We start from the raw sequence: 13,579 nt of genomic DNA, 5'->3' as shown, positions 1-13,579 counted from the left end.
TTTAAAACAAAATTCAATATGGCTAAAGCGAAAAACTCATACAAGAAAAATGCCCGGAAGAAAAATTTCCTGAAAGGCATGAATGAAGAATTGCCTACCAAAGGCAATGTAAAAAACACGGTACTGGAAACCGGCAAGGATTTACTGGTAGCCGTACTCGGCGGCGGGCTGATAGGCTCTGCTATCGGAAGGCCATCACTGGCCATTGGTTTGGTAACAACCGGAACCGGTCACTACACGCAAAACCGTTTGCTCACCTTGCTGGGCATAGGAATGATGGCAGCCAATGGTTTTCAGAAAAGCAAAGCCGTTAATGGCCTGGAAGGTTTGGATGGCGTAAAAGAAAGGCTGATGGCTTACAAAGAAAACTTTTCTGAAAAGCTCTACTTAGACAAAATCATCAAACAAAAATCAGCCGCAGCAGCAACCAACGGTATAGGTGAACTGCAATACTTCAATTACAACAATGACCTGAGTGGTGGATTGAATGCTTTGGAGAGCATAGAGAACCAGCTTATAGAAAGCGGTATGCAGTTTCAGCAAATGACAGGCGCAGCACTTCCTGAAATGGAGGAAGATGACCAGTGGGAAGAAAGGTTGTATTAACCCCGCCCCTAAAGAGGGGTAAAACAAAAACACTTAAACAAACAATTATTTAATAATCACGCCTAACTCCCCTTCAGGGGTTAGGGGGTAAACTCAAATTTTATGTTAGGACTCTTAGAAGGTATTGAAGAATACAATAACCAGGGCGCATTACTCGGACTGGAAGGTGTAGATGACGGCGAACTGCTCGGCGCATTGCGTAAGATGAACCCTGTGCAGCGTTTGCGTATGGTTTCCAAATTATCCAACACCGGCTCGCCCAGCAAAGGCTCAAGGGCGGAAATGGAAAAATTCTTCGGCGAACTGCCGGTGCATATCAAAGAAGCATTGGTAAAAGGCGACCTGCGTTTAGCGGATAGTATAATCTATTCCATCAAGCCGGTTACTTCCAAAACAATCAAGCTGTTTGAAACGCAGGATGATAAAGAAATCGGTTTGCGTAATATCAGCAATTCCAAATTGCCCAAGAACCAGGCATTCCTGGCAAGCGGCATTATCCTGCTGGCCGGTACATCTGCCGATGCAAGCAAAGACAAAGTGATTGCCACTAATTACAAAGGGCTGGAAGAATTTCCTGCCATTGCAAATGGTGAGTTCAACCTGAAAAGCAACAAGAAACAAATTGTACCGGAAACCAGCAATGCTGTTTTTAAAACAGGCAGCAACCGCAATGTACCGCTGGGTTATTACAAACTGGCCAATCCACGCCTCATCCACGATGATGTGCTGATTGAAATGACAGTGGAACTCGGCACAATGGAGGGCATACCGCAGAACACCTATATCTATGCGGCCATGCACGGAACGATTACCACTCCGTAAAAGTAATTAAGAGTTTCAGTTACTACTAACTTGAGGCGAAAGCTGAAAGTTAAAACGGCGGAGAGGGATGGGTAATAACTCTCCGCCGGTAGTAGCTGATTTTTAAAAAAGGAATCTGAATAATCCGTACTAATCCGTACCCTATGCAAACTGTAAAGAAACGATTTGACATTGCTGTAACCGAAGCTGGTAAAACATTCAGCAAAACATTTGAACTGGATAAAAACATTACAGCCGTAAAAGGCATATTGTTTACATCTGATAAAGATGATTTGCTGTACTACAGGGGTTCACAAAAGGTAGAAATCAACAAAGAGGAGATTTTCCCTGAGAACTATGAGAGCAAGTTGCTTTTGTCCGGTATCAATGTTTCACCCAACAACCGCTACTATGATTTAGGCAATCAGCCAGCAGGCAACGGTGCTATCAAAGTAGAATACAAAGACAGCAATGATAGCCGTGCCCTGTTTACTCCTTACCGTGTTTCACTGTATGTAGAATGTGTGTTGCAATGATGAAGGAGCAGGTTATCATACAACCAATAAGTATCAGCAAGAGAGGTCAGCAAAACTTCTTCCAGGTAAAACTGCCCAGGGATACGCATAGAATCATTGGTATTGAAACAGGCTTGTACCTGCTGAATGTACCGGGTTATGTTATACCGGCATCCGAGCAATCAATGCTGATGCGAAGAAATAACCTGATGGGTGTGGTTAAACTTCGGGCAAACGGAAAACCAGATGTATTTTATTCAAAGGAGGTGTTTGAAAGGGACATTAATATCAGTGCTGGTGAAATGAAAATTGTTCCTCCACCGGTAGTTTCAGAAGAAAGAACCCCCTTAAGAAAACTGGATGAGCAACCAGATGGCAACAGCTTTGATTATTTCACTCACTGGACACACGGAGCAAAACGGGAAGAAGACCCTTTGAACATTTGTGGCTGTGCTTTTATCAACGGGCAATATAAAGATGCCATTGGTGAATATTTTTATATGGATGTCAGCTATAAAATAATGCTCTATATCTGGATTGAAAGAAAGACAAATCAGCAGCAATGACAATTAACCTGGCACTGGAATATATAGCAAGGCGGATGAGGGAGCTTGGTTACGGGGATGATTACAGCATCCAGTTCAGGCATTTTGTATTGTCTTCAAAAGCAAAGCTGAAAATACATGCCGGAAGCCAGTTGTTTATCCTGATTGAACCATCAGAGAGCATTGCTGTAAGAAGTGATAGCGGCGTATTTGATGTTACAACCGAAAATGTAAATGAACTGCATTATGAACACCGGGGAGAGATACGGATAAGAAACTATACCGTCATTACCCAACATGCAAGATTTATTCAGGTAATACCAAACGAAAACAAACCATGCCCATAACACACGATAATTACGACCAACTGAAAATTGATAAGCTGCGGCATTACCTGGAAGACATGACAGCAAAAGGACATGCCAAACCTTACGAAGTTTTTGTGGACAGCCTGAAAGTTGTTCCCAAAACGGAAGACCCGAAAGATTTTGAAAACTATGAGTATTACATGAATGATGATACGGAAAAAATCCGAATTGTTATTTATAACTCTAACCTATCACCACGCAATGACCAGTATTGTTTTTATGTAAAACAGCATAAACAGGACAAAGGATTGAACGGCCTCGGTGATATAGAAAACATCATCCAGGAAAAACTGACTGCAAGGGATAAAGAACATGAAGTGAAACGGATGCAGGAGGAACTGACGGAGACCAAACAAAAGCTGGAAGAAGCGGAAGAATATATTGATGAACTGGAAGAAAAATTGGAGTTGTCTGCTAACGATAAGCACAAATTAAAAAATATTGACCTGGTAGAACTCGGTTCTGCCGTGCTGGGCAGGTTGGCTGAAAAGAATGCTGATGTGTTAAGCGGTTTAGGTTTATCAGGTATCGGTAATAAGGAACAAAAACAATTAGATACTCCGCAACCACAAGGTGAAGTCAGTTTTCAAAAGAAAACTGATACCGCAGCAGTAACAGAAGAAGAACAGCAATACATTGCCACCTTAAAGCAACTACAGAACTGCTTTGATGAACCACAAATGGTTGCGGTGATTGGCATACTCAATCAACTGATGGTCGACCCGTCACAGGTGGAGCCTGTGGCGGATTTACTTAACGCAAAAACTTAATAACTATGAAAAAATATCAGTACGACATTTCCATTGAAGCCAAAACAGAAGCAGAGGCCGATGCAAAGATGACAGCACTCATAACATTGGCTTCAAAACTCAGTCAGAAAGAATTGACTAAGCTGGCACATACCATTATGAATGACCCGATAAAAACAGCTTTGGCAAAAAAGTATCTCGGCGTTTAAGCCCCCTAACCCCCTAAAGGGGGAATAAGAAATCCAATATCCTATGAACCAGGAAACTCCCATCCACCAACAGGACGAATTTACCCTTGAGGAAAAAATCAAGTATGGCATACTCGGCGTGATTGTGCTGGGTGGGAGTTTCTTTATTGGCAGAAAGCTGGTACGCCGGGCTAAGTCCTATTCGGAAGAAAAGAAAACTTATGAGGAAGGTAATGAAGCGACTTATGCCAAACAACTGAAAATGGCTTTTGACAATGATATGTGGTTTGGCTGGGGAACTGACGAAGAAGCTATTCGCAAAGTGTTAAGGGCAATACCAAGCAAGGAGTATTTCAGAAAAGTTATTAATTCCTATCAAAAACTGTATGCAAGAAGTCTGATGAAGGACATGCAGGATGAACTGACATCCGCTGAGTACAATGAGATGCTGGCTATCCTTTCGGTAAAACCGGAAAGAGGAAAAACATTGCAGCAGCCCAAACTGACCAGTGAACAGATACTATCCTGGGCAAAAAGGTTAAGGTCGGCGTTTAATGAGAACACCTGGGGATTTTTGCCGTATGGAACGGATGAAGATGCAATAAAAGCAGTGTTCCAGGAAATACCTACACAGTCGGCATTTGCACAAGTGGCGGCAGCATACAAAAAGGAGTATAATGATGACCTGATGGCCGACTTAAAAGATGAACTCACTGTGTTTGAGTATGCTGATATGATGGGCATCCTTACCAAAAAACCGAAGATGTAAACTATGAAAACGAATCAACACAATAAAAAGCAGAAAAGGAAGCGGATTGTGATTACGACCCTGGCGGTGGGAGCAGCAGGTATCCTGGGTTATTTTGGCTGGCAGTATTACAAAAAGAAAAAAGGGAAGAACAGCGATGAGCCCGATGTATCATTCAAAAAGAAAGAACCGGAGGATATTAAACCGGTTTATGTTGATACACCTGCTTATACCCCGGCGATAAAACCCAAAATTAAACCAAGACCAAAGCCGCAAGTAATTTATGATAACCCTTTCCTGGAAGTACCACCGGTGAGCAAGGACGGTTTTCCACTCAAGCGGGGAAGCAAGGGTGAAAAGGTAAGGGCATTACAGGAAGTATTGATTGCAAAACATGGTAAACAAATATTGCCCCGCTATGGCGCTGACGGTGATTTTGGACCAGAAATGTCCGCTGCACTAAAGAAACTGAAACTTCCTGCAACGATTGAACAGAGCACCTACAATGTACTGATGCAGGGACAGAAAATAAGCAGTGGAAATGGAAGCGGCAGTCTCGCTCAACAATTTATTGCAGCAGCAACCAAAAAAGATTTTAACCAGACCATTCAGTTACTCAAGCGGCTTAAATCAAAAGATGATTATAAAGAAGTAAGCGGTGAATTTAAAAACTACCGTATTGGCGGCGGAGTTCGGCAGACACTTGTTAATGCACTGCTCAATACATTCAGCAAAGAAGACCAGAAGCAGACTATCCGTTTTGAGTTCCTGCGGATGGGGCTGCAGTTTGATGGCAAGAAATGGAGTTTAGACGGATTTGACGGGGTGAGTATCGTAACCATTGAACCCGCAACTGTTTGGGTGAATGCTAACCAGGCAATAAAAGTTCCCGCTAAAATGGTACTCGGCAATGAAGTAACCAAACGGCTTGACTACACTCTCTTTGAAAACAACGGCAAGCATTTTTTAGTGCAAACAAAATCAGTAACACAACTATAAAACTCAATTTATGAAAAGACATATCCGCTACATCGTTGTACACAGTACCGCAACATTTGACCCAAAGGTTTCCCAGTTCTATGGCCACTATCATTATGTGGTGGAAAGAACCGGCGAAATAAAAAAAGTACATGGCGATACCGCTATCATAAAGAATGTGGAGAAGGTGGATAATGAAGCCATCCATATCGCCTATGCAGGCGGCAGAAATAAAACCGGTACACTTGGCGACACCAAAACACCCAACCAGGAAGAAGCCCTCTTTAATAAAATTGTGGCACTCTCCATTAAATATCCAGGTGCTGCTATTGTGGGGCATGATGAACTGGAACCGGGTTCCATCTCACCTGGCTTCAGTGTGAAGGAATGGATAAAAAATTATGAGCCAGACCTTAACCTTTCCAAAGCCAGTTAACCAATTAATCCATTTTAAATCCAACCCTATGTTACAATCTATATTAAAAACCATGACTGAAAGAGGCTATAAAATTTACAGCCGCCCTTTTGAACTCAATATTGTGGGCATTCGTGCCAACAGCACCGTGCCTAATAGTTTTGACGACACCCTCAATATCTTTTATAAAAACTCATCCGGTGACTGGCAGCACCACCGCTGCCCGGCAACAACTGACCCTGGCACGTTCTGGCTGCGTAACCTGATGAACCCCCAGGGTACGGCTATATTGAAGCAGGGACAGTATATCGGCTCACACGGTATCGGTATGCACCGGGGCAAATACTTAGCCCTTACGCAGAAAAGGCCTTTGACTGTAATCCGGGATTATGACCGTGATGCTATACTTGACTTTAATAATGGCAAAGAACAGACCGGCATATTCGGTATCAATATTCACCGGGCATCCATTAACGGTACAACAAAGTTTGTGGAGAAGCATTCCGCCGGTTGCCAGGTGTTTGCCAATATCAATGACTTCAACCTGATGATGCAGTTGGCGCAGCGCCATAAACAGCTTTATGGTAATGATTTTACCTACACACTGATTGATGAGAGGGCTTTAGTCCGTGAAGCAAAAAAAAATTAATGTTTGACCTGGTGGGGCTGGGTATTGCCACAGCCCTGGGCTTCGCTACTTATCAGCTTGTAAAAGACCCGTAATGAGAAAGTTTATAGCAGAATTATTTAAAGATAAAAACGGCTGCTACAGTTTAAGGGAACTGGCAATCGCATTGCTTCTCCTGGCACTGATAGCAAGCTGGATAGCACAGCAGTTTTTCAATAAAGCTGTTCCTGAATTTATGTTTTACTCTTTTGCAAGCCTGATTGGTGCCGGTTGCTTTGGTTACTCTATTGAACGCAAATCAAATATTGACAATAACAATCCTACAATCTGATATGAAAAACTTAAAAACAATACTTACCCTTTTAATTGGTGCCGTTATCGGCTTTTCCTTTTGCCAGTTCTTTCACCGAAACTGCCCCGATGTTTATCCTCCGGTTAAGATTGCTGACAGCAAGGCTTCAGAACTGGAAAAGAAAGCACAGGATACAGAAGCAAAGTACCTGCAAAAGATAGATTCTGTCCAGCAGCGTACACAAGCCCTGAACGAATCCCTTAAAAAAACAAAAAACGCATTGGATAAAACCAAAAGAAAAAACATTGAGTTGCAAACACAGGTATATGATTTAATTGACAGGCAGAGAGTTTATAAAGAGGTGCTTGATACAGCCAGCTTTATTACCGGGTGTGATTCGCTGCAAAACAGGGTTGAAGAACTAATTACCGAAACAAATCTACAGGACAGCATACAAACCGCAATCACAGACAATCTGCATGAGCAGCTTCTGCAAAAAGATTCTGTTATCCTGCTGAAAGATTCGCTGTACCAGCAACTGAACAAATCATTTGAGCAGAGCATCGAACAGCAGAAACTGCTGGAGCAACAGGCAAAATTCTACAAGAAAAAATATAAACGACAACGGCTCGGCAGCAAATTAAAAAACCTGGGGCTGCTTATTATATCCGGGTTTGCTGCCTCCCAACTTATTCACTAATCCAAAATGTTTACATGGCTGCGAAAGAAAAGACAATTGTAGCTACTGCCACATTTGTTACATCCCTTTTATCCTACCTCTATGCAAAGGAAGCGGATAAAGACTCAGTGGCCTATGTGATGGTGGGCGGTTTTATCGGTTCCCTTCTTGGAGAAGGTATAGCAGAGGCTATAAAAAAGAACAGTTCGGACAATAAAAATAATTCAGATGCCAATAGAAATATATAACAACGGGCCTTCACTGAAAATTGTAAACGGAGGCAGTGTAATCCTGGTAAGCAAAATTCAAATTAAGACTATTGAAACCATCCGTAATGATGTGATACGGCTGGACATTGGTGAAGGGGCATTGAAAAACATTTATGTCAGGTTCGCTGATGTAACAACTCCGGCAGGTCTGGCTGATGCAGGCCAGTTAAGAGATGCTATTAACGCCATGCTGTTAAGCAATGTGGCAGGTGGGGCAACTGAAATAAAACAGGACACCGAAATAGGTATTTTGAACGGTATCCTTGGTGCGCTGAACGACCTGAAAGGAATTATGAATACCGGCGGAGGTGGGGGTATTAAGCAGCCTGTCCGCATAGATGAATCCACACCTAATGTGGTTTATTACGGATATGCTGCCATCGGCTCTGCCATTGATGCGCCAGTTTGGGCAATCCAGCGTGTTACAAGAGCCAATGATATTATTGTGTATGAGTGGGCTGACGGAAATGAAAACTATGATAATGTTTGGGAAAATCGCTACATGCTGGACTACTCCGGTATCGGTATTATCAGGGAATAACCATCCATTAAGAAACCATGAAATACCAAACCATACCTGAAATTGTGCTTGGCGAAACTCCGGAAGTTAATGTTCCGGAGTTAGCTGTTTCTTATACAAGGAGCAGGCAGAAAGATTTTGGTAAAATCACTTCATCAAAAGATGCGGCTGATTTTATCAGAAATACTTTCAATGAAGGTGAAGTAGAATTGCAGGAACAGTTCATCGTTCTTTATCTCAACCAGGCAAATGAAATCATCGGTTATTATAAACACTCTAAAGGGGCTATTAATGCAACAGTAGCCGACATTCGCATTATTCTTGCCACTGCTTTAAAAAGTTTAGCAGTGTCAATGGTAATTGCACATAATCATCCGTCCGGCAACCTAAAACCTTCAAGAGCAGATGAACAATTAACAGCAAAGATTAAAGAAAGTGCTGCCATGATGGAAGTGCGGTTGCTTGACCATGTGATTGTAACAAGGGACAGTTATTATTCTTTTGCCGATGATGGTTTATTAGGATTGGATGGCTTAAATAATAAAGAGGAACAGTTTGTTGCTGCGATTGAATTTGATTTAGCTACTAAGAAGTCACACAATAAAATATCCGTAGAAAAGCTGGCTGCTTCATTTGGTATCATTGATAAAAATGACGTAAAAGAACTGACAGAGCTTGCCATTGTAAACCGGGCAAGATTGCTGGGGCATAGCGGGGGGACAGTGAAGCAAAGATTTGACCAGATAGTTGAACTCTATCAAAGCCAGGTAAATCTATCACACCGCACTTCACAAAGTATTTTACTGCAGCAATATTCTACACCTGCGCCCATTGGTTATTTAGCAGGTGTGTTTTGTGAGATTGATAAACTTCAGTTCAATGGAGGCTTTGCTTTTGAACCATCAGCAGGCAATGGCTTATTGACTATTGCTGCCAAACCTGAAAGAGTATATGTAAATGAACTGGATAGTTTTCGTAACCGCAACCTGAAAACGCAAGGTTTTGCAAACGTCTGGCAAAGAGATGCCACAAAACCTTTCTTTGATGTGCAACGCACATTTATGGCAGTAATGACAAACCCACCATTTGGCAAAATGGAAACGGAAGTTATGTTTGATACTTTTCCGATTAAACCCTTAGAGCATGTGATGGCTTTAAGGGCCTTAGACTGCATGGTTGATACTGGTAAGGCAGCCATCATCATTGGTGGCCATACTACCTGGGATGACAAAGGCAGAATCACAGCAGGTAAAAACAGGATTTTCTTTAACTACCTATACAGTCGCTATCATGTGGCTGATGTAATCAATATTGATGGCGCAAAACTTTATTCAAGACAGGGAACATCTTTTGATGTCCGCCTGATTTTGATTAATGGCAGAAAACAAACAGCATCTGGTGCAGCACCTGTTTACAATCCCGATAAAGACCATGAAGTAAAAGCCTTTGATGAGCTTTTTCAAAGAGTGATGGAAAGCCTCTCCCTTACCCTCTCCAAAGGAGAAGGAATAAAAACAGAACCTATGAAAAAAAATATTTCTTCATTAGAACAGGAAGCACAGAATTTAATGAAGCTGTTTAAAGCCCCTCCTTCGGAGGGGTTGGGGGAGGCTCTCGGAGCGCCTTACGAACCAGCATCCGAAAGTTGTGTCGTATTAAATACACAAGTGCCCGACAGTATGGCTTTTGAAACAAGACAGGCTGTACTAAGTATAAAAGAAGAAGTTGGCGGAGATATTGACAACTTTGTTCGCCACCGCTTAAAATATCCTAATAAAGCTGCGCTGTGTAAAGTTTTATCTGCTGAACAGATTGATGCGGTGGCAATGACTATTTATAATATTGAAGCAAGAAGCCAGGGCATGATTATCGGCGACCAGACGGGTATTGGGAAAGGACGGGTTGCTGCTGCTATGATACGCTATGCAGTGAACCAGGGTGTCAAGCCGGTATTTCTTACAGAAAAAGCAAACCTGTTCTCTGACATTTACCGTGATTTATCAGCCATTGGTTCAGGACATTTAAAGCCACTGATTGTAAACAGCAAGGAATCCAAGACAGATATAAAAGATGAGGATGGTGAAGTTATATACCAGGCACCGTCTCCCACCGAGCAGCAAAGTATTATCAGTTCGAGAACCGTATCTGCGCAATATGATTTTGTACTGGCTACCTATTCGCAGTTTAATTCTCCAGAAAAGAAACCCGAAAAACCAAACTTTCTCCGGGCTATTGCTGATGATAATATTTTTATCATGGATGAAGCACATAATTCCAGTGGCTCATCCAATACGGGTGAATTTCTGCAAGGTGTTGTTTCAAAAACCAAAGGTGTTGTATTCCTGTCAGCCACATTTGCGAAGCGACCCGACAACATGCCCATCTATGCTATGAAAACTTCCATTGCCGATTGCAATATGAGCAGGGATGATTTGGTGGAAGCTATTACAAGAGGCGGCGTGGCATTGCAGGAAGTGTTATCCTCACAATTGGTTGCTGAGGGACAAATGGTGCGCAGGGAAAGAAGTTTTGAAGGAGTGGAAGTAAATTATTTGTCTTTAGATACTAAGTCAGAAGAACACCGTGCCATTGCAGATAACATTACTGATATACTCCGTGATATTATTGCCTTCCAAACAAACTTCGTGGATGCACAGGTAGAGGAACTGGATAAAATTGCAGTAGCTGAAGGCAAAGAAGTTGCACTGCGTGAAGGTACTTCACAAGCTGGCGTTGATAATCAACCTTATTTTTCCAAAGTGTTCCAGGTAATTAACCAGATGCTTTTTTCTTTAAAGGCGGAAGCAGTCGCTGACCAGGCAATTAAAAGATTAAAGGAGGGAAAAAAGCCGGTGATTGCCTTCGCTTCTACAATGGGCAGCTTTATTGAATCAATGGAAAATGAACAGGGCGTTCCGGTTGGTGATGGCGATACTATCAATGCTGATTTTAGTGAAGTTCTTAAAAGAGGGTTAGATGGTATTTTACGTTATTCCGAAAAAGATGTGGACGGCAATGCTATTCACAAAAAATTTGAATTAAGTGAACTGCCGCCGGAAGCTCAAACCGAATACCACCGAATACTGGGAAAGATAAATAACGTCTCAACGGGTATTACTATTTCCCCGATTGATATTATCATCAAGAAAATAAAAGACGCCGGCTACAGTGTCGCCGAAGTAACAGGCCGTAAGTATGAACTGCAACTCAACTGGAAGGGCAGTAAGGCTTTGATACTGGCAAGAAAACGTATCAATACCAATGATGCTTTCCGGCAGTTCAATAATAATGAAGTGGATGTGCTGATGATTAACCAGTCCGGCAGTACCGGCGCATCTGCACATGCCATACCTACGGCTAAAGTTTCCAAAGAGCAGGTAAAGCAAAGGGTAATGATTGTGCTGCAGGCAGAGCTGGACATTAATACGGAAGTGCAAAAAAGAGGCCGCGTCAACCGAACCGGGCAAATCTTAAAACCGATTTATGACTATGTAACGTCCGCCATCCCGGCTGAAAAAAGGTTGATGATGATGTTACAGAAAAAACTGAAGTCATTAGATGCAAACACTACCTCCAATCAAAAGCAATCCACGAAGATTTTAGATGTGCCAGATTTCTTAAATAAATACGGCGACAAGATTGTGAAGGACTACCTAATGGAGAATAAGGATGTAAATGAATTACTGGACGACCCATTGCATTTGAAAGATTCCAAGGCTGATAGCGGCAGTAGTGAATCGCAAACATTGGAAGATGCGGCACATAAAGTTTCTGGCCGGGTAGCTGTTTTATCTACTAAAATGCAGCAGGATTTTTATAATGAGATTGCGGAACGCTATAATGATTATGTAGAGTACCTGAAACAAACCGGTGATTATGATTTGGAAGTGGAAGCCATGAACCTGGAAGCTGAAACGGTTTCTTCTAAGGTAATAAAAATGGGCAAAGGCAGTGACAGCGCCTTTGGCGATGACAGTACGCTGGAGACCGTCCGTGCCAATGTGTTGAAAAAGCCTTTTTCCAAAACAGAACTGGAAAATCTTATCAATGAATCATTAAAAGGTAATGACCCTCATAAACTACAGGATAAACTGGTGGAAGATTATGAAGCATCTGTGGCGGAAAGATTGAAAGAGGAAGAAGCTGAAACCGAAGCCAAGTATGATGAGCTGATAAAAAATGTCCCCGGTGAAAAGAAGATTCAGAAGATATTGGAAAAGCAGGGCGAGGGAGCATGGCGGCAGGCTGTCGCAGAAAGAGAAAAAGAATTGACTGGCGCAAAAGAACTGCAATTACAAAATCTCAAAAAGACCTTTGATAACCGAAAGCAGTATATAGAAAAAGCCTTCCGGTTTTTCTATATCAGCCGTAATATCCGTTATCCCATTGAAACTTACAATGGCGGTAATGAGTTGGTGCCAGCCGTGTTTTTAGGATTTGTAATTGATAAGAAAAAGAAGAACCCTTATGCTCCTTCAGCAATCAAACTGCGTATTGCTATTGCCAACAGTTCTAAATACCTGGCCATCCCGGCATCTTACTCAGAAGATATAATGACAATCATTGGTGCAAGTGCAGATATATCTCAGCCCAGCATGAATGTTTTACTGCATGAGTGGGAGAAATACACTAAGGAAAACAACACTGACCGACGTATCCGCCACATCATCACCGGTAACCTGCTGCAAGCCTTTTCTGATTTTAAGGGCAAGTTGGTAAGTTATACAACAATTAAGCAAGAAACCAAAAAGGGAATCCTGATGCCGGAGAACTGGAACTCTGGTGAACAGGTGCAGGATAAAGTAGTAGTGCCAATACTGAAAGCTGCACCGATTGTAAAATCATTGGTGCAGAACTCTCAAATCATTACCAATAATGGCTTATCATTTTTCAGGACAGGTAATCACTTCAAACTGATAATATCAGCGTCCAGGGCAAGGGGCGGCGATATTTATTTAGATAAGAATATCCTTGAGCTGGTGGAGAAAACCAATTTTGAAAAAGTATCTGACAAAATGGTGGCCATGTTGCCAGAGAAGAATATTGATAAACTGCTGGAGATTTTACAGACTACTCATGGATGTTCTATAACTATTCATTCATCTGACCTAAAAAATATCAAGTCTGATACAGGAAGATACAGCAACCGGAAAAAAATAAAACTACCGCCCGATGATGAGGAAGAAGAACTTCCGGACAATGTAGCCATCCTTGAACTGGAAGCAGAAGCCCTGGCACTTGAACTTGAATTATTAGCAGCATAAAAACAATCCATCCT

The 13,579-nt window shown here is 42.0% G+C and carries 16 protein-coding genes; all 16 read left to right on the top strand.

Annotated features, from left to right (window positions below; genetic code table 11):
• The first annotated feature begins 18 nt into the window (after nt 1-18).
• The 16 genes from PDL71_RS10775 to PDL71_RS10700 all read left to right on the top strand — a co-directional run bounded on the left by PDL71_RS10775 (nt 19) and on the right by PDL71_RS10700 (nt 13,565).
• A complete protein-coding gene (locus tag PDL71_RS10775) occupies nt 19-606 on the top strand; it encodes a hypothetical protein (RefSeq protein ID WP_407520833.1) in 588 nt (195 codons plus the stop codon).
• A 102-nt stretch (nt 607-708) separates the two neighbouring features.
• Entirely contained in the window at nt 709-1,428 is a 720-nt protein-coding gene (locus tag PDL71_RS10770) for a hypothetical protein (RefSeq protein ID WP_407520831.1), read from the top strand.
• A gap of 143 nt (nt 1,429-1,571) precedes the next feature.
• A complete protein-coding gene (locus PDL71_RS10765) occupies nt 1,572-1,943 on the top strand; it encodes a hypothetical protein (protein WP_407520829.1) in 372 nt (123 codons plus the stop codon).
• Nucleotides 1,940-2,488, top strand: coding sequence for a hypothetical protein (locus PDL71_RS10760; RefSeq protein WP_407520827.1), 549 nt, complete (start codon nt 1,940-1,942; stop codon nt 2,486-2,488). Before PDL71_RS10765 ends, PDL71_RS10760 begins: the two co-directional genes overlap by 4 nt.
• Nucleotides 2,485-2,814 carry a hypothetical protein gene (locus tag PDL71_RS10755; protein ID WP_407520825.1) on the top strand — a complete coding sequence of 110 codons (330 nt, stop codon included), beginning with the start codon at nt 2,485-2,487 and terminating at the stop codon, nt 2,812-2,814. Before PDL71_RS10760 ends, PDL71_RS10755 begins: the two co-directional genes overlap by 4 nt.
• Nucleotides 2,805-3,605, top strand: a complete 801-nt coding sequence (locus tag PDL71_RS10750) for a hypothetical protein (RefSeq protein WP_407520823.1) — start codon at nt 2,805-2,807, stop codon at nt 3,603-3,605. The genes PDL71_RS10755 and PDL71_RS10750 overlap by 10 nt, the downstream gene beginning before the upstream one ends.
• A gap of 5 nt (nt 3,606-3,610) precedes the next feature.
• Entirely contained in the window at nt 3,611-3,793 is a 183-nt protein-coding gene (locus PDL71_RS10745) for a hypothetical protein (protein ID WP_407520821.1), read from the top strand.
• A 43-nt stretch (nt 3,794-3,836) separates the two neighbouring features.
• Nucleotides 3,837-4,541 (top strand): hypothetical protein, encoded by a 705-nt coding sequence (locus PDL71_RS10740; RefSeq protein ID WP_407520819.1) that lies wholly within the window; start codon nt 3,837-3,839, stop codon nt 4,539-4,541.
• Nucleotides 4,542-4,544: 3 nt separating this feature from the next.
• The gene (locus PDL71_RS10735) at nt 4,545-5,519 is read left to right on the top strand and encodes a peptidoglycan-binding protein (RefSeq protein WP_407520817.1); all 975 of its coding nucleotides are present in this window, start codon (nt 4,545-4,547) and stop codon (nt 5,517-5,519) included.
• A gap of 10 nt (nt 5,520-5,529) precedes the next feature.
• Complete coding sequence (locus PDL71_RS10730) at nt 5,530-5,934, top strand: N-acetylmuramoyl-L-alanine amidase (protein ID WP_407520815.1); 405 nt, start codon at nt 5,530-5,532, stop codon at nt 5,932-5,934.
• A 28-nt stretch (nt 5,935-5,962) separates the two neighbouring features.
• Complete coding sequence (locus PDL71_RS10725) at nt 5,963-6,562, top strand: hypothetical protein (protein WP_407520813.1); 600 nt, start codon at nt 5,963-5,965, stop codon at nt 6,560-6,562.
• Between the two features lie 73 nt (nt 6,563-6,635).
• Complete coding sequence (locus PDL71_RS10720) at nt 6,636-6,872, top strand: hypothetical protein (RefSeq protein WP_407520811.1); 237 nt, start codon at nt 6,636-6,638, stop codon at nt 6,870-6,872.
• Nucleotide 6,873: 1 nt separating this feature from the next.
• Complete coding sequence (locus PDL71_RS10715; protein WP_407520809.1) at nt 6,874-7,533, top strand: hypothetical protein; 660 nt, start codon at nt 6,874-6,876, stop codon at nt 7,531-7,533.
• 14 nt (nt 7,534-7,547) lie between these two features.
• Nucleotides 7,548-7,760, top strand: a complete 213-nt coding sequence (locus tag PDL71_RS10710) for a hypothetical protein (RefSeq protein ID WP_407520807.1) — start codon at nt 7,548-7,550, stop codon at nt 7,758-7,760.
• Complete coding sequence (locus PDL71_RS10705) at nt 7,741-8,322, top strand: hypothetical protein (RefSeq protein ID WP_407520805.1); 582 nt, start codon at nt 7,741-7,743, stop codon at nt 8,320-8,322. Before PDL71_RS10710 ends, PDL71_RS10705 begins: the two co-directional genes overlap by 20 nt.
• Before the next feature lie 17 nt (nt 8,323-8,339).
• A complete protein-coding gene (locus PDL71_RS10700; protein WP_407520803.1) occupies nt 8,340-13,565 on the top strand; it encodes a JAB domain-containing protein in 5,226 nt (1,741 codons plus the stop codon).
• The last annotated feature ends 14 nt before the right edge of the window (nt 13,566-13,579 follow it).

The organism is Lacibacter sp. MH-610, assembly GCF_045780045.1.
Lineage (GTDB): Bacteria > Bacteroidota > Bacteroidia > Chitinophagales > Chitinophagaceae > Lacibacter.
Note: the sequence above shows the minus strand (reverse complement) of the source record. Positions and strands in the feature narration are given on the sequence as shown.